This is a genomic window from Bradyrhizobium sp. 179, assembly GCF_023073535.1.
In the GTDB taxonomy this organism is placed as follows: domain Bacteria; phylum Pseudomonadota; class Alphaproteobacteria; order Rhizobiales; family Xanthobacteraceae; genus Bradyrhizobium.
This window is the reverse complement of record NZ_JADPJR010000116.1, coordinates 273,775-290,287: the sequence shown is the minus strand read 5'-3', so window position 1 is coordinate 290,287 and position 16,513 is coordinate 273,775. Positions and strand designations below refer to the sequence as shown.

The following is a 16,513-nucleotide window of genomic DNA, read 5'->3' as shown; positions in this document are numbered from 1 at the left end:
CCCTCCATGCTCTGGGAGTCGTCTTCAGAATCTCTCTTGCTCTCCAATGCAATAGGCCAGAGAAATCCATATGCGATTCCCCTGCGCTTGCGGGGGAGGGTCGGGGAGAGGGTGCTTCCACAGAGAGACTCTCCCCAAGAGGAGAAAGCCCTGACCCGGATTGGTTCGCAATCCGACCTCACCCGCAAGCGGGAGAGGCAACCAAACCTCACGCGCTCTTGCGCTGGAACTGGCCGGCCGCGCGGAAGCGCCAGAGATATTGCGGGGCGATCGCCTCCAGCGAATCCGGCGTGATGCCGAGCCCTTCCAGCGTCAGGCCAGCGGCCTTCGCTGCATCCGACACGACATTGTCGCGTTCGAGCATCGTGACCTGGTCCGGCGTCAGCTTCAGCGCACCCGGCGCGAATTGCAGGAAGGCAGCCTTGAAGCGGGCGAGCCCAAACGGCAGCGGAATCAGCATTCGCTCGCGGTCCGTGATCTCGAGGATGGTCTCGATGATCTCGCGCATGCTCAGCACCTCCGGCCCGCCGAGCTCATAGGTCGCGCCGGCCTTGGCCTTGCCATCGACGGCATCGGCGATCGCGGTGGCGACGTCGCCGACATAGACCGGTTGCATCCTGGTCTCGCCGCCGATCAGCGGCAGCACCGGCAACATTCGCCCCAGCGCGGCAAAGCGGTTGGTGAACTGGTCCTCGGGCCCGAACATCACGGAGGGGCGGAAGATCGTCGCCGACGGCGCGGCGGCCAAGACCGCGACTTCGCCGGCCGCCTTGGCCTTGGCATAGCGCGACGGCGATTCCGCGTCGGCGCCGATCGCGGAGACATGCACCAGGCTGGCGCCGGCGGCGGCCGCCGCCTTGGCGACGGTCTCGGCGCCCTTGGCCTGGACGGCGTCAAAGGTCTGCTCGCCGCTCTCGGTGAGGACGCCCACGAGGTTGATCACGACATGCGAATCGCGCAGCGCCGCCTCGACCGAGGCCGGGTAGCGCAAATTGGCCTGCACGGTGTGGACCTGCCCGACCTTGCCGGAGGGCTGGAGATATCCGGCGAGTTCCGGCCGCCGCACCGCGACCCGGATCCGGTAATCGCGCTTGCACAGGGCGCGGACGACATTCCGGCCCAAAAACCCCGATCCGCCGAAAACCGTGACGAGCGTGTCCAGATTCGATGCCATGGGGTCGGTTCCTGCAGGTGGGTAAGGGGTTGTCAGGCTTGTATCGGGCCGGTTTGCGATGCGCAATCGGCATCCCGCAACAGGCTTCACGCATGAATTGACAACGGCGTCACCGAACCGTAGTAACCGCCTCCGTGCCCCAAACGGCATGCCCAGGTGGTGGAATTGGTAGACGCGCTGGCTTCAGGTGCCAGTGGCTTAACGGCCGTGAAGGTTCGAGTCCTTTCCTGGGCACCATTTGCAAGATTTGACGCAAAATGGGGCTGCTTCCGATCAGTCGCGATGGTAGCCGACGATCCAAGCACCGACTTGGCCTCGTCCCTTGCTGGGACAGATCAGCCCGTCCGCCCTCACACCACCCGCTTTCCCGCCCGCTCCGCCACCGCCTTCTGCACAAAGTACATCGCGCCCAGCGCGACGATCGTGGTCGCGACCACGACGTAGCCGAGCCGGTCGAAATGGATCAGCGAGCCGTCCGCCGCTTGGGCGATGATGGCGGCGGCGAGCACTGAGCCGAGCCCGCCGGAGAGTTGCTGAAGCGAGGCGCTGACCGCGCTGAACGAGCCGCGCTGGCTCGGATCGGGAATCGCCGACATCAGCGCCTGTGACGGGATCATGCGCGAGAAAATGCCGACGAACATCAGGACGTTGACGAGGATCGCGGTCGCCAGCGAGACGTGGCCGAGATGGGTGTAGGTCAGCACCATGATCACCGACACCACGCTGCCGAACACGAAGGTCGGGTATTTGCCGAACGCGTCGCTCGCCCTGCCGACCAGAGGCCCCGTGACGATGCTGAACAGGCCGGAGACGAGATAGATCGTCGGCAGATGCGCAATGTCGATGCCGAGATTGTGCACGGTGAAGGCGCTGGAGAACGGCATCAGCATGTACCCGCCCGTCGCCAGCAGCGTCGTGACGGCGAAGGCCAGCGTATAGCGCTTCTGTCCGACGGTGGCGATCAAATGCCGGAACGGGTTTCTGTCCTGCTTCAATTTCAGATGCGCATCGACCGGCTCCATGGCGAAGGCGATGACCGCGATCGCTGCGATCGACACCACGACGATCGCAGCGAAGCAGACATGCCAGCTCCAGTGATTGGCCAGAAACAGCCCGGCGGGAATGCCGAGCACCTGGCTTGCGGCAAACGCCGTCTGGATGAAGCCCATCACGCGGCCGCGCAGCTGCAGCGGAAACAGGTCGGTGATGATGGCGAGCACGACCGAGCCGATCACGCCGCCGAACAAACCGGTGACGATCCTGCCGAGCAGCAGCACATGGTAGTTCGGCGCGGCGGCGCAGAGCATGGTCCCGAGCGTGAAGCCGACATAGAAGAACAGCAGCAGGCGCTTGCGATCGAATCGATCGGCAAAGCCGGCGGCCAGGATGCCCGAGATCCCCGCGCTGAACGCGTAGGCCGACACCGCGACGCCGAACTGCCCGGCCGTGATGTCGAGCGCAGGCATCAGGATGGCGCCGAGCGGCGACATGATGACGAAGTCGAGGATGATCGTGAATTGCGTGAACGCGAGCAGCGCGATGAGGAGCGCCTGATAGCGCGAAAAGCCGCGTTGGCGTTCCTGGGGGTCGTTGACGGCCGCGGCGAGCGTCTGTTCGGTCATGGCACCTGATTCAGCGTAAGCGCGGCGGGGCGCGCGAAACTGGCAGATAGGGTGGACGGCGACGATGTCCACGGGTGCAGGCAAAAGCTCTGCCGTAAGGGGAGGCGCGGAGCAGGTTGTGGGATCCGGGCAACAGGGCGCCCGCGCGAACCGCCCGCTCCTGTCTGGGGGAATTAAGCCGCCCTTAGCGAATGCTCCTCTAGGCTCGCGAGCATCCATTTCCCCTGCTCCCCGGCCTTTGGGCCGGTCATTTTGCGGCAAGTAAGAGCGTTTCCGGATGGAGCAGCCTGCCTGGCAAGATTCTGGCGCCCCAACACCGTCCGCAATTGCGGCGGCTGGGCCGACGCTTGTGATCGATCTGGAAGGCGCGCTGCTGCGTTCCGAACTGCTGATGGAAGCGCTGTTCAGTGCGCCCGGCCGCATGATGGCCCGCTTCGGCGCCGGCGGACGCCCGGGTATGGCCGCGCTCACGGACATCCTGGCGCAGGCCGAGATCGACTATGCCCATCTGCCCTATGATTCCGATGTGCTGAATCAGGCGCTGGCGGCGCGGGCGCAGGGCGCGAAGATCTATCTTGTCGCCGGACGCTTCGCCGATCATGCGGCGGGCATTGCCGCACATCTTGGCTTTGACGGCGTCGTGCCGCCGGCCGATCTGGCTGCGGGCCATACGCTGCCGTTCGATCGCGGCGCGATCGAGCGGATCGAGAGCCGCGGCCACAGCCACGTCAGCTGGAAAACCTGGGCCAAGGCCCTGCGCGTCTATCAATACGCCAAGAACACGCTGGTGTTCGTGCCGGCGCTCACCGCGCATCAGATGAACCTTGCAACGCTCGGCTATGCATTGCTGGCGTTCATGGCGTTCTCCGCCTGCGCGTCGGGCGCCTATCTGATGAACGATCTCCTGGATCTTTCGGCCGACCGGCAGCATCCGACCAAGCGCCATCGCCCGCTCGCGGCCGGCGATTTGCCGATCTCCGCGGCGCTAGCAGCGATTCCTGCGCTGTGGCTGTTCGCGCTCGTCGCCAGCCTCTGCATCTCGCCTCTCTTCCTGGGCGTGCTCGGCGCCTATCTCGTCACCACGATCGCTTATTCGCTCGCGCTCAAGCGCAAGATGCTGGTCGACGTCGTGACGCTGTCTGGCCTCTACAGCTTGCGCATCATTGCCGGCGCCGTCGGTGTCGGGGTGGTGCTGTCGGAATGGCTTTTGATCTTCTCGCTGTTCGTGTTCACCTCGCTGGCGCTCATCAAGCGTTTCAGCGAGCTCAGCATGCGCGAGAGCGCGGGCCTCGCCGATCCTTCCAACCGCGATTACAGGATCACTGATCTGCATGTCATCGCCGCGATGGCGGCGGCGAGCGCGATGAACGCGGCAACCGTGTTCTCGCTTTACGTCTCCTCCTCCGCGGTGACGCCGCTCTACAGCCGTCCCTGGATGCTGTGGCTGCTCAACCCGCTGCTGCTGTACTGGTTCGGCCGCGCCCTGATGATGGCGCACCGCCGCGAGATGCCTGACGATCCGATCATCTACGCTTTCCGCGACGGCCCCAGCCGCATCGCGGTGGCGGCGATGATCTGCATCATGCTGGCGGCGATCTGACCGGACCCGTAAGGTCACGGCCGGCGCTTGCGCGGCCCGCCGTGAGTGGATACATCGCGGGTAATCCCGATTAGCCTATTCTGCCGACAGACCATTCGAGGTTTTGAAACGCCATGACCGTACGCCTGCATCGCGGCGACCTGCCCGACCTGTCCCGCTACACCGCAGCGGTGGCGATCGACACCGAGACCATGGGCCTCAACCCGCACCGCGACCGGCTCTGCGTGGTGCAGCTCTCGCCCGGCGACGGCAGCGCCGACGTGGTGCAGATCCCCAAGGGGCACACCGACGCGCCGAATTTGAAGGCGCTGCTGGCCGATCCCGCCATCACGAAGATCTTCCATTTCGCGCGGTTCGATATCGCGGTGCTGTATCAGACCTTCGGCGTCATGACCGGGCCGATCTACTGCACCAAGATCGCCTCCCGCCTGACCCGCACCTATACCGACCGCCACGGTCTGAAGGACCTGGTGCGCGAGGTGCTCAACATCGACCTCTCCAAGCAGCAGCAGTCCAGCGACTGGGGGTCCGACAGCCTGAGCGAGCCGCAACTCGCCTATGCCGCCTCCGATGTGCTGCATCTGCACGGCCTGCGCGAGCGGCTCGATGCCATGCTGGTGCGGGAAGGCCGCTCCGCGCTGGCGCAAGCTTGTTTCGACTTCCTGCCGACCCGCGCCCTGCTCGACCTCCAGGGCTGGGCGGAAGAGGACATTTTCGCGCATTCCTGATGCCGCTCGTGGCCGCTAGGGTCAGGGCTGCCGCCCCGTTTCGGACACTTTCGTAACGGCCTGTCGCCGGCTGCATATTTTGGCGGCGCCGGGTACAATGGGGCGTCGTTCCACCGGACAAGGCGAGCGCCACTTCAGGAGCCCAGGTGAATCAGGAGTCCAGGTGAATTCGGCCCAGAATCCCACCTACGACGCCGCGCTTGCGGCGAAGTTTGCCAGCGCGGCGCGCCACAGCCGCTTGGTGCGGATTCTGCGCGTCGCGGTGCCGGGCGCGGTGCTGCTGTCCATGGCCGCCATCGTCGGCGTGTCGGTCTTCAATCCGTTCCGCATGCTGATGCCGAAGCTGCCGCTCGACTCCGGAAACCTGGTGGTGTCGGGCACCAAGATCACCATGGAAACGCCGCACCTCGCCGGCTTCACGCCGGACCAGCGGCCCTACGAGCTCTGGGCCAAGACCGCGACGCAGGACATCACCGACCCTGATCATGTCGACCTTTCGGATCTGCGCGCGAAGGTGCTGATGGAGGATCAATCCACCCTGTTCCTCGACGCCCGCACCGGCCGTTTCGACAACAAGCAGCAGCAGCTCGAACTGCACAAGGACATCTTGCTGCGCACCTCGACCGGCTACGAGGCGCGGCTGAACTCGGCCTTCGTCGACATGAACAAGGGCACGGTCACCTCCGACGAGCGCGTCGACGTCAAGCTGACCAACGGCACGCTGACTGCGGACCGGCTGCGGATCACCGAGGGCGGCGATCTCATCCGCTTCGAAGGCAATGTGGTGATGCACCTGGATAAGCTGGACGATCCCGCCGCCGCACAGCCTGCGCCCCCGGCCGAGCCTGCGCCACCTGCAAAGACGCGTATGCCTCAGAACAAGTCTGCCAATTCAAAGTGATTTCAATGATCAGTTTTTTTTCGCCCAGCGACAAGAAGCGGAGCGCCGTCCTCGGCACAGCCGTGCTTGTCGCCGCCGTCATAGCGGTGGTCGCTGGCGGGGCCGCCATTGCACAGAGCACGATGCAAGGCGTGCCCAACGCGATGCAGGGCTTTTCGCAAAACCGCGACCAGCCAATCCAGATCGAGGCCGCCTCGCTCGAGATGCGCGACAAGAAGAAGGAGGCGACCTTCGCCGGCAATGTGAAGGTCGTGCAGGGCGACACCACCATGACCTCGAAGACGCTGGTGGTGTTTTACGAATCGGGCGGCGGCGACAAGCCGGCCGCGCCGCAGCCGGCGGCGAAGGGCGCGAAGGCGGCACCGATGCAGTCGGCAACGCCCGGCCCAGGCGGCAGCTCCGCGATCAAGCGGCTGGAGGCGCGCGGCAATGTCGTGGTCACTCAGAAGGACCAGGTGGTAACGGGCGAGACCGCCGTGTTCGACACCAAGACCAACCTCATCACCATGCTCGGAGGCGTGGTCTTGACGCAATGCAAGAACGTGCTGCGCGGCGACCGCCTGATGGTCGACATGACCACGGGCGTGTCGCGCGTGGAATCCGAGAGCGGCCGGGTCCAGGCCCTGCTGCCGCAGGGCGGCGGCAATGATTGCGGCCAGGGCGCCAAACCCGGCAACGCGCCGCCTCTGCAGTTGCCAGGCGCAAGTAAACAAAAGTAAATTCAATCACTTGTCTCGGATGCTCCCGAGACGAGGTTGAAGCTTGCCCAGCAAGACTGTATCTAGCGCGAAGGGCTTTCGAAGCGGGGTTCGCCGCTTTTCGGGCGTGTTTCACTGGGCATGAGACATCCCTCACTCAGGCTGCAGCGGCGGATCGCAAAGGCCGGTGCGGCAGATCGCGGGATCACGCGCGGATCATCGTGCAGGATTGTCGTGCAGGATCGTCGTGAAAGGCTAGAAGGCGGGGATGGTCGATCTCTTCAGCATGTTCCGTCGGCGACCCGCCAAACGCGGCCGGCCAGGATTTGCGCGTCAGGACATCACCGCGCTCGGTGACAATGTCGGCGGTCTCGTCACCAGCCCGGTGCGGGATGCGCCGCCGACCGCCCGGAGCCAGCCGATGCGTGCGCCCGACCAGTTCCAAGGAGACCATCAAGCCGACTATCAAGCCGAGCCGCCGCGTCCACAGGCGGTTCACCCGGTCACGGCTGGCAGCAGATCCACTGGTACAGGCGGGCAGCTGCTGCGGCGGCCTGGCTTCCTGGCTGTGCACAGTGTGGAAAAGGCCTTCGGCAGCCGTCAGGTGGTGCGCGGCGTCAGCATCTACGTGCGCCGCGGCGAAGCGGTCGGCCTGCTCGGCCCGAACGGCGCCGGCAAGACCACCGTGTTCTACATGATCACCGGCCTGATCAAGGCCGATCGCGGCGCGATCGAGCTCGACGGGCACGATGTCACCAAGCTGCCGATGTATCAGCGCGCGCGGCTCGGCATCGGCTATCTGCCGCAGGAGGCCTCGATCTTCCGCGGCCTCACCGTCGAGCAGAACATCCGCGCGGTGCTCGAAGTGGTCGAGCCCTCGCGCAAGAAACGCGAACACCAGCTCGATTCGCTGCTCGACGAGTTCAACATCACGCGCCTCAGGAAATCTCCGTCGATCGCGCTATCAGGCGGTGAGCGCCGGCGCGTCGAGATCGCGCGCGCGTTGGCGACGCGGCCAAACTACATGCTGCTCGACGAGCCCTTCGCCGGCATCGATCCGATCGCGGTCGGCGATATCCAGGACCTCGTCCGCCATCTCACCAATCGCGGCATCGGGGTCTTGATCACCGACCACAATGTGCGCGAAACGCTCGGCCTCACCGATCGTGCCTACATCGTCTATGCCGGTGAAATCCTGACCGAGGGTACCCCGGATGAGATCGTCGCCGATCCGGACGTGCGCCGGCTTTACCTTGGCGAGGAATTCCGCCTCTAGTTTGTTTTTGCGCGGCGTCAAGGCGTGTACATCGGGCCCGGACTAGGATAAGCAAAAATCGGACCAATTTTGGGAACGGTTCTTGCTTCATGGCGCTTACGCAGAGATTAGAGTTCCGGCAATCGCAGTCGCTGGTCATGACGCCGCAGCTGATGCAGGCGATCAAGCTGCTGCAATTGTCCAATCTCGATCTCACGACCTTCGTGGAGGAGGAACTCGAGCGTAACCCCCTGCTGGAGCGGGCCAATGACGAGGCCGGCGGCGCTGAAGCGCCCGCGGAGGTCAGCCAGTTCGGCGATGGCGACGAAGGCGGCCAAGGTGAAGGAGTTGGTGACGACGGCTTTGGCGGCAGCGCGGAGGCGTTCGAGCCTGGGCAGGAAGAATGGATGAGCAAGGATCTCGGCACCCGCGCCGAGATCGAGCAGACCCTGGACACCGGCCTCGACAACGTCTTCTCCGAGGAGCCGGCCGAGGCGGCCGCGCGCAATGCCCAAGATGCCGCGCCGACCACTTACACCGAGTGGGGCGGTGGTGCCTCCGGCGATGAACCCTACAATCTCGAAGCGTTCGTCGCGGCAGAGAGGACCCTGTCGGACCATCTTGCCGAGCAGCTCTCGGTTGCCTTCACCGCGCCGGCGCAGCGCATGATCGGCCAGTACCTGATCGACCTCGTCGACGAGGCCGGCTATCTGCCGGGCGATCTCGGCCAGGCCGCCGAGCGTCTCGGCGCATCGCAACAGGACGTCGAGGAAGTCCTTGCCGTGCTGCAAAAATTCGATCCACCCGGCGTCTGCGCGCGCAATTTGAGCGAATGCCTGGCGATCCAGCTCCGCGAGCTCGACCGCTACGATCCGGCGATGCAGGCCCTGGTCGAGCATCTCGATCTTCTCGCCAAGCGCGACATCGCGTCCTTGCGCAAAGTCTGCGGCGTCGACGACGAGGACATCGCCGACATGATCGGCGAGATCCGCCGCCTCAATCCCAAGCCCGGCATGAAGTTCGGCTCGGCGCGGCTGCAGACCATGGTGCCCGATGTCTATGTCCGCCCCGGTCCCGACGGTGGCTGGCATGTCGAGCTCAACAGCGACACCCTTCCGCGCGTGCTTGTCAACCAGACCTACTATTCCGAGCTGTCGAAGAAGATCGGCAAGGACGGCGACAAATCCTACTTCACCGATGCGCTCCAGAACGCGACCTGGCTCGTGCGCGCACTCGACCAGCGCGCCCGCACCATCCTGAAAGTTGCAACCGAGATCGTGCGCCAGCAGGACGGCTTCTTCACCCATGGCGTGGCACATTTGCGGCCGCTCAATCTGAAGGCCGTCGCGGACGCCATCCAGATGCATGAATCCACGGTGTCGCGCGTTACCGCCAACAAATACATGGCGACCAATCGCGGCACGTTCGAGCTGAAATATTTCTTTACGGCCTCGATCGCCTCGGCTGACGGCGGCGAGGCGCATTCCGCCGAAGCGGTGCGGCACCACATCAAGCAGCTGATCGATTCGGAAGCGCCTACGGCAATCCTGTCGGATGACACCATCGTGGAACGCTTGCGCGCTTCGGGCATTGATATTGCCCGCCGCACGGTCGCGAAGTACCGCGAAGCCATGCGCATTCCCTCTTCGGTGCAACGCCGCCGCGACAAGCAGAGCGCTCTTGGTAACGTCCTCGCCACCGCAATGTCCGATCGCCCCCGCAACACCGAGCCGGCCTGATTGCGCTGGCGCGAAATCGCGCTACTCTCGATGTCCCATCGAGACCGATCCAAGCTAGGCACTTGAACCAAGCGAGGCATCACATGACTCTTCGAATTTCGGGAAAGAGCATCAGCGTCGGCGAGGCCCTGCGCGGCCGCGTTGCCGAGCGCACGGATGAGGTGCTGCGCAAATATTTCGACGGCAATTATTCCGGTCACATCACGCTGAGCAAGGACGGCTTCGGCTTCCGCACCGATTGCGCGCTGCATCTCGATTCGGGAATCACGCTGGAGGCCGATTCGAACGCGCCGGATGCCTATGCCAGCGCCGACCAGGCGCTGGTGATGATCGAGAAGCGGCTGCGCCGCTACAAGAATCGCCTCAAGGACCGTTCCGCCCGCAAGGCCCATGCCGCCTCCGAGGCGATGGCGGCGCTCGATGCCACGAGCTATGTGCTCGAGGCGCCCGAGGGCGAGGACGAGGTCGCCGGCTACAGCCCCGTCATCATCGCCGAGCAAACCACCTCGCTGAAGCGCCTCTCGGTCAGCGAGGCCGTCATGGAACTCGACCTGAGCGGGGCGCCCTGCCTGGTCTTCCAGCACGGCTCCTCGGGCCGGGTGAACATCATTTACCGCCGGGCGGATGGCAATGTCGGCTGGATCGACCCGCCGGGGGCCAAGGGGGACGGTAAGTCCGATGTTTAGGGCCGAGACCCGGGCTCCGTACCATCCCGGGCCTTTAACAATGTCCGTGGCAAAGCCGCACGCGGGAGTTGGCACCGGGATTGCGTTGGAGTAGAAGCGCCCCACATCAGGACCGGGGCTAAGTCCGCCTCCTGCTTCATGTTATTGACGTCGGCGCAGCTTGGTCTATCAAGCTGGCCAAATCGGAACCTGACGGCTTAATTCACCTCGGAAAGCTTCCATGCCGATTACCGATCTGGTCGCACCCGAGGCGATTCTCCCGGCATTGAAAGTCAACAGCAAGAAGCAGGCCTTGCAGGAACTCGCGGCCAAGGCCGCCGAGCTGACCGGGCAGAACGAACGCTCCGTGTTCGAGGTGCTGCTTCAGCGCGAAAAGCTCGGCACCACCGCAGTCGGCTACGGCGTCGCCATTCCCCACGGCAAGCTGCCCAAGCTCGAAAAGATCTTTGGTCTGTTCGCGCGCCTCGATCGCCCGATCGATTTCGAATCGATGGACGGCCAGCCGGTCGATCTCGTCTTCCTGCTACTCGCCCCCGAAGGCGCCGGCGCCGACCATCTCAAGGCACTCGCCCGCATCGCTCGCCTCTTGCGCGACCAGGACATCGCCAAAAAACTCCGCGCCTCGCGCGACGCCCAGGCGATCTATTCGGTGCTGGCCCTGCCGCCGGCGACGGCGGCGTAACAGACCGAGTGTTCAAGTTGTCCCGCACCTGCCGACGTAAGTGCGAGTCTAGCTGGGCGAATACGCCCGCGATCTGCCCCGTGGTGATCTTGAGCGGATCGCCCCTCTCTGTGAGATCGTCGCCGGAGCTGGTAAGCACCCGGGCCCCGCGCTCGATCAGCGCGATGATGCCGACCTCTTGGACGATCAGCTGGCCCAAACCTTGACGCTTCCTCGACCACAACGGTCCGCACGCCATTTGACTCAATCCGGTCCAGCAAGGCGGAAAACCCCCCGGCCGACTCTCGATCGGGTCCGCCCTGCTGACGCCCTGGCCGCTGCTCTTGTTTCGATTTCTTGAGCGTGATCGGCTGCCTCTGCTGCAGCCAGCTGGCCTGGTCTTGCTCGAAACGCAAAACGGGCACCTCTTCGCGTGAAGCCATATTTCAGAGAAGGGCGACGATCTTTTCGAGGGTGATGGGCGATGCCACTGATGCGTTCTTGTCTCGGTGGTGAAACGTGCTCGTCCACGGATCGAACGTAGGCACTCCTGCTTCGACAAACTCGCTTACATCGCGCGTCACGACAGCCAGATCTTGCAAGGCTGCAATTGTCGCGATGAACAAGTCCGGTTGACCGAAAGTGCGTCCGCGTTTCCGTCCATCGGCGACCATCGTCTTCCATCGAATGATCACTTCTTCGGTGATACCAAGAACTCGTCCACTGAAGAACGGTCGAAGAGAGTTATCGAGCCACGAGCGAAGATCGGCCCGTCGGGCCGGATCACCCAGCTGCTCGATGCCGTAGACGATCTCGGCAAAGGTGACGTCCGTGACGAACAGCGTTTCGCCTCGTTGAGCATTGATGAAGCCTACAACGGCGGGGTTGGCATTGGGCTTGCGCAGCTCAGAAACGACATTGGTGTCGAGCAGCCAACCTCTCAAAGTTCGATGTCCCGAACCCTGGACTTCACGGTAAGCCGGTCAAATTCGATGTCCGCCAAGGGAGAGTCCGCGAGCATCTTCACGAGATCGCGGCCGCTCGGGGGATTCTGAAGACGGTCAAAATCGTCGGCCCCGACGATTACCGCTGCGTCCTTGCCATGCAGGGTAACCCGCTGCGGTCCCGTGCGTTGAGCTTCCCTCACGACCTCGCTGAAATGCGCTTTCGCGTCCTGAAGGCTCCATCGCCCAGATCGGGAGCCCCTCTTGGAGGCGTTGCGCTTGACTGGGGGCATGTGGCTCTCGCATCTAGTCAGAACGACCAGAATCTAAAAGGTTTGAATTCATCCGTCAAAGCGAAATGGGCATGCTCTCGTGCGAGAGCATGCCCATTCGAATCTCTGCTGCTGTGCTTGGTCAGCTCACCGCTCAGTGCACGCTCACCGCTTGCAGCTCGTTGCTCCAGGCATTGGCGATCGCGGCTTCGCGGCTGTCGGTCAGCATGATCGGCGTGCCGTCGGCGGCGTGAAGCGCGAACAGCTTGAGGCCCGGCGCGATTTTCGGCGCTTCGGGAAACAGGCCCGGCACGTCCTCGGAGCGGATCTGCTTCACATAGGCGATATGGCCTTCGCCGAGGGTTGCCAGCGTCTCCGGCGAGACATTCTTGGCTTCGTATTCGAACGCAACGTGACCTTCACTCATGGTCTCGACTCCTCTGGAACACTAAGCGGTCGAGTCCGCTACTCGTTCCATTATTCGTGCTCATTGATAGCGATTGTCTTAACGATCCGCTCCGGCTCAGGCCGGGCCAGATCGACCGACAACAGCCCGTTCTTCAGATCCGCACCCAGCACCAGCATCCCCTCCGCCAGCACGAAGGTGCGCTGGAAGTGGCGCGCGGCGATCCCGCGGTGGATGTATTGCCGGGTCTTGTCGTCCTGCTGCCGCCCGCGGATCACGAGCTGGTTTTCCTCAATGGTTACATCGAGTTGGTCGCGGGTGAAGCCGGCGACCGCCAGCGTGATGCGCAAACGCTCGGGCTGGCCGTCCGACCGGTCGCACCTCTCGATATTGTAGGGAGGATAACCGTCGGCGCCTTTGACGACGCGATCGAGCACGCGCTCGATCTCGTCGAAGCCCAGCAGGAAGGGACTGGAGAGCGTTGGAACACGAGACATAGTTTACAAAGTCCTCGCAGAAGCGACTTTGGTGTGTCGGAGCCCGCAAGCGGCACCCCTTGGTCAGCAATATGGGCATATCCCCGTGTGGGTTCAAGCAGGTAGCACGAGCCCTGCACAGGTGGCATTCCCGCATGTGGTGCGGTTTGCTTCGCGTAGAGCGTTTGCGCATTGTCATGGCTGGGGCATGGCCGTCCGTAAGACGGCGCCGCTTCCGCTCGCCGATATTCCCACGACCGTTCTCTCGACACCAGGAGCAATGCCCGGGACAAGTTCGGGGACGGCAAAATGCAGGGCGATTTATGTCAATGAAAACAAGCCCCTTCTACTGTGCATGGGGTTGTTTTCGCACTTTTTGTTAGCTGCCCCTTCGGAACCCGGTCAGGCTTCCAACCGCTTCCGCCCATCGCCGCTGAACAAATGCAGCTTTTGGCGAACCGCTGCGACGCGGATCTGCTGACCGATGGCTGGCGCCTCGGTTCCGGGAAGGCGGACGATGACCTCGCCGGGCGGCAGCTCGCCGGGCGTGGCGGCGACGCGCTGGTCTTCCTGAGCCCGCGAGCCGTAGACGAAGGTTTCGGCGCCGACGCGTTCGATCGCTTCAACGGTGAGGGGCAGCGCGACGCCGCCGGCGGGCGCCTGCTCGGTGATGACGAAGTCTTCCGGGCGGATGCCGAGGATGCCGGCCTCGCTGCCGCCGAGCTGCGACTTGATCTCGTCGGGACGGGTGGACATCAGGTTCATCGGCGGCGCGCCGATGAAAGAGGCGACGAAGGTCGTAGCCGGCTGCTGGTAGATCGCGAGGGGATTGCCGACCTGCTCGACCTGGCCGCCATTCATCACGACCAAAATGTCGGCGAGCGTCATCGCCTCGAGCTGATCATGGGTGACGTAGATCGACGTCGTGTTGAGCCGGCGCTGCAATCTGCGGATCTCGACGCGCATCGCGATGCGCAGCTTGGCATCGAGGTTGGAGAGCGGCTCGTCGAACAGAAACACCTTCGGCTGGCGCACGATGGCGCGGCCCATGGCGACGCGCTGGCGCTGGCCGCCGGAAAGCTGGCGCGGCTTGCGCTCCAGCATGGCGGAGAGCTCGAGCACGCGCGCCGCTTCCCCGACGCGGGTCTTGATCTCGGCTTCCGCCATTCCGCGGTTGCGCAGACCATAGGCCATGTTGTTGTAGACGCTCATATGCGGATAGAGCGCGTAGTTCTGAAACACCATCGCGATGTCGCGATCGGCGGGCTCGACCTGGTTGACGATGCGGCCGCCGATGTCGATCTCGCCGCCGGTGACGGTCTCCAGCCCCGCGACCATGCGCAGCAAGGTCGACTTGCCGCAGCCGGAGGGGCCGACCAGCACGCAGAACTGGCCGTCGCCGACATCGACGTCGATGCCCTTGATGGCTTCGAAGCCGCCGGGATAGGTCTTGCGAACGTTGCGCAGGGTGACGTTAGCCATTGCTCGCTCCGCTCGCGCGAATGGCGAATCGTGAGTGGCGAGTAGTGGGGCTGTGTGGAATGCCGCAGCCATTCAATCGTCGGCGGACCATTCGCCATTCACTATTCGCCATTCGCCCCTCACTTTTCCGTCTCGACTAGGCCGCGCACGAACAGCTTCTGCATGGCGACGACGACGAACACCGGCGGCAGCATGGCCAGCACGGCAGTTGCCATCACGATCGGCCATTCGGTCAGCGCGTCGGTGGTGGTGATCATCTTGCGGATGCCGATCTGGATCGTCTGCATGTCGTCGCGGGTGGTGATCAGCAGCGGCCAGAGGTATTGGTTCCAGCCGAGGATGAACAGGATCACGAACAGCGCCGCCATGTTGGTGCGCGACAGCGGCAGCAGCGTATCCCAGAAGAAGCGCAAGGGGCCGGCGCCGTCGATCCGCGAAGCTTCCAAAAGCTCGTCCGGCACGGTCATGAAGAACTGGCGGAACAGCAGCGTTGCGGTGGCCGACGCGATCAGTGGCAGCGACAGGCCGGCATAGCTGTCGAGCATGTGCAGATCGGCGACGATCTTGTAGGTCGGATAGATGCGCACCTCGACCGGCAGCATCAGGGTGATGAAGATCAGCCAGAAGATCGGCATCCGGAACGGAAAGCGGAAATACACGATCGCATAGGCCGAGATGATCGAGATCGCGATCTTGCCGACCGCGATCAAGAGCGCCATCACCAGCGAGTTCAGCATCATGTTGCCGACCGGTTCGCGAGTCGAGCCGCTCGTGCCGATGAAGATCGTCTGGTAGTAAGTTTTGAAGAACTGACCGCCGGGCAGCAGCGACATCTGTCCGTTCGCGATCAGCGCGTTGTCCTGGGTCGAGGCGACGATCGCGATGTAGACGGGGAAGGCGACGATCGCGATCCCGATCCAGAGGATGATATGAGCGACGTAGCGCCGAAAGCCTTCTTCCTCGACCATCAGTAGGTCACCTTGCGTTCGACGAAGCGGAACTGGATTCCCGTCAGCACGATCACCATGATCATCAGGATCACCGATTGCGCCGCGGAGCTGCCGAGATTGCCGCCGAGCAGGCCGTCGGAATAAACCTTGTAGACCAGCGTCTCCGTCGACTTGCCGGGACCGCCGCGGGTCATGGTGTCGATGATGCCGAACGTGTCGAAGAAGGCGTAGACGATGTTGACGACCAAAAGGAAGAAGATGGTCGGCGACAGCAGCGGGAAGGTCACGGTCCAGAACCTGCGCATCGGGCGCGCGCCGTCGATCGCGGCGGCCTCCAGCACGCTTCGCGGGATGCTCTGCAGGCCCGCGAGGAAGAACAGGAAATTATAGGAGATCTGCTTCCAGGCGGCGGCGAGGATGATCAGCGTTGCTGCCTGGTCGCCGTCGAGCAGCGGATTCCAGTCGATGCCGAGGACGCGCAAATAGCGCGAGAGCACGCCCAGCGAGGGATGCAGCATGAAAATCCAGAGCACGCCGACGACCGGCGGCGCCACCGCATAGGGCCAGATCAGCAGCGTGCGGTAGAGCATCGAGCCGCGCAGCGGCTTGTCCGCCATCACGGCAAGGAGCAGCGCAAACGAGAGCGACGAGACCGCGATGGCGAACGAGAAGAAGAAGGTCCGCACGATCGCTTCGAAATAGGCGCGGTCCTGCAGAAGCTCGAGATAGTTGTCGAACCAGACGAAGCTCGTCGAAAGACCGAAGGCGTCCTGGAGCAGGAAGGACTGGATCACTGCCTGCAACGCCGGCCAGTAGAAGAAAATCAGGACGATCGCGAGCTGCGGCGCAACCAGCGCGTAGGGCAATAGCTTCGATTGGAAAATGGCTTGTTTTTGCATGATGCGCGCAGGAGCGGCAG

Annotated in this window: 17 protein-coding genes and 1 tRNA gene; 9 read left to right on the top strand and 9 right to left on the bottom strand. The window is 63.6% G+C overall.

Annotated elements, in window-relative coordinates:
• Positions 1–208: 208 nt before the first annotated feature.
• On the bottom strand, positions 209–1,174 hold the full coding sequence (locus tag IVB12_RS28100; protein WP_247303950.1) for a complex I NDUFA9 subunit family protein: 966 nt from the start codon (positions 1,172–1,174) through the stop codon (positions 209–211).
• A 150-nt stretch (positions 1,175–1,324) separates the two neighbouring features.
• Here IVB12_RS28100 and IVB12_RS28095 point away from each other — a divergent pair.
• Positions 1,325–1,411: transfer RNA gene (locus tag IVB12_RS28095), tRNA-Leu, on the top strand.
• A gap of 113 nt (positions 1,412–1,524) precedes the next feature.
• On the opposite strand, the gene IVB12_RS28090 is transcribed toward IVB12_RS28095, so the two are convergent.
• A complete protein-coding gene (locus tag IVB12_RS28090) occupies positions 1,525–2,796 on the bottom strand; it encodes an MFS transporter (RefSeq protein ID WP_247303948.1) in 1,272 nt (423 codons plus the stop codon).
• A 349-nt stretch (positions 2,797–3,145) separates the two neighbouring features.
• Between IVB12_RS28090 and IVB12_RS28085 the strand changes: the two genes are divergently transcribed.
• The 8 genes from IVB12_RS28085 (at position 3,146) to ptsN (ending at position 11,085) form a co-directional block, all read left to right on the top strand.
• Entirely contained in the window at positions 3,146–4,396 is a 1,251-nt protein-coding gene (locus IVB12_RS28085) for a UbiA family prenyltransferase (protein ID WP_247303946.1), read from the top strand.
• A gap of 113 nt (positions 4,397–4,509) precedes the next feature.
• Positions 4,510–5,124, top strand: a complete 615-nt coding sequence (locus IVB12_RS28080) for a ribonuclease D (protein ID WP_247276537.1) — start codon at positions 4,510–4,512, stop codon at positions 5,122–5,124.
• A 163-nt stretch (positions 5,125–5,287) separates the two neighbouring features.
• Positions 5,288–6,025 carry an LPS export ABC transporter periplasmic protein LptC gene (gene lptC, locus IVB12_RS28075; RefSeq protein WP_247303943.1) on the top strand — a complete coding sequence of 246 codons (738 nt, stop codon included), beginning with the start codon at positions 5,288–5,290 and terminating at the stop codon, positions 6,023–6,025.
• Positions 6,026–6,030: 5 nt separating this feature from the next.
• Positions 6,031–6,744 carry an LptA/OstA family protein gene (locus IVB12_RS28070; RefSeq protein WP_247303941.1) on the top strand — a complete coding sequence of 238 codons (714 nt, stop codon included), beginning with the start codon at positions 6,031–6,033 and terminating at the stop codon, positions 6,742–6,744.
• 247 nt (positions 6,745–6,991) lie between these two features.
• Complete coding sequence (gene lptB / locus IVB12_RS28065; RefSeq protein WP_247303939.1) at positions 6,992–7,999, top strand: LPS export ABC transporter ATP-binding protein; 1,008 nt, start codon at positions 6,992–6,994, stop codon at positions 7,997–7,999.
• Positions 8,000–8,088: 89 nt separating this feature from the next.
• Complete coding sequence (gene rpoN / locus IVB12_RS28060) at positions 8,089–9,717, top strand: RNA polymerase factor sigma-54 (RefSeq protein ID WP_247303936.1); 1,629 nt, start codon at positions 8,089–8,091, stop codon at positions 9,715–9,717.
• 83 nt (positions 9,718–9,800) lie between these two features.
• Entirely contained in the window at positions 9,801–10,403 is a 603-nt protein-coding gene (raiA, locus tag IVB12_RS28055) for a ribosome-associated translation inhibitor RaiA (protein ID WP_247303934.1), read from the top strand.
• Between the two features lie 220 nt (positions 10,404–10,623).
• Positions 10,624–11,085, top strand: a complete 462-nt coding sequence (gene ptsN / locus IVB12_RS28050; protein WP_027514736.1) for a PTS IIA-like nitrogen regulatory protein PtsN — start codon at positions 10,624–10,626, stop codon at positions 11,083–11,085.
• A gap of 425 nt (positions 11,086–11,510) precedes the next feature.
• On the opposite strand, the gene IVB12_RS28045 is transcribed toward ptsN, so the two are convergent.
• The 7 genes from IVB12_RS28045 to ugpA all read right to left on the bottom strand — a co-directional run bounded on the left by IVB12_RS28045 (position 11,511) and on the right by ugpA (position 16,493).
• Positions 11,511–12,008, bottom strand: a complete 498-nt coding sequence (locus tag IVB12_RS28045; RefSeq protein WP_247303932.1) for a type II toxin-antitoxin system VapC family toxin — start codon at positions 12,006–12,008, stop codon at positions 11,511–11,513.
• On the bottom strand, positions 12,005–12,301 hold the full coding sequence (locus tag IVB12_RS28040) for a type II toxin-antitoxin system Phd/YefM family antitoxin (RefSeq protein WP_247303930.1): 297 nt from the start codon (positions 12,299–12,301) through the stop codon (positions 12,005–12,007). Before IVB12_RS28040 ends, IVB12_RS28045 begins: the two co-directional genes overlap by 4 nt.
• 133 nt (positions 12,302–12,434) lie before the next feature.
• A complete protein-coding gene (locus IVB12_RS28035; RefSeq protein ID WP_007598581.1) occupies positions 12,435–12,707 on the bottom strand; it encodes a DUF1150 domain-containing protein in 273 nt (90 codons plus the stop codon).
• 50 nt (positions 12,708–12,757) lie between these two features.
• A complete protein-coding gene (locus IVB12_RS28030) occupies positions 12,758–13,183 on the bottom strand; it encodes an Hsp20 family protein (RefSeq protein ID WP_014438749.1) in 426 nt (141 codons plus the stop codon).
• Positions 13,184–13,564: 381 nt separating this feature from the next.
• Entirely contained in the window at positions 13,565–14,644 is a 1,080-nt protein-coding gene (locus tag IVB12_RS28025) for a sn-glycerol-3-phosphate import ATP-binding protein UgpC (protein WP_247303929.1), read from the bottom strand.
• A gap of 119 nt (positions 14,645–14,763) precedes the next feature.
• Positions 14,764–15,612: a sn-glycerol-3-phosphate ABC transporter permease UgpE gene (ugpE, locus tag IVB12_RS28020; protein WP_247303927.1), complete on the bottom strand. Its 849-nt coding sequence runs from the start codon at positions 15,610–15,612 to the stop codon at positions 14,764–14,766.
• The gene (gene ugpA / locus IVB12_RS28015; protein WP_247303926.1) at positions 15,612–16,493 is read right to left on the bottom strand and encodes a sn-glycerol-3-phosphate ABC transporter permease UgpA; all 882 of its coding nucleotides are present in this window, start codon (positions 16,491–16,493) and stop codon (positions 15,612–15,614) included. Before ugpA ends, ugpE begins: the two co-directional genes overlap by 1 nt.
• Between the last annotated feature and the right edge of the window lie 20 nt (positions 16,494–16,513).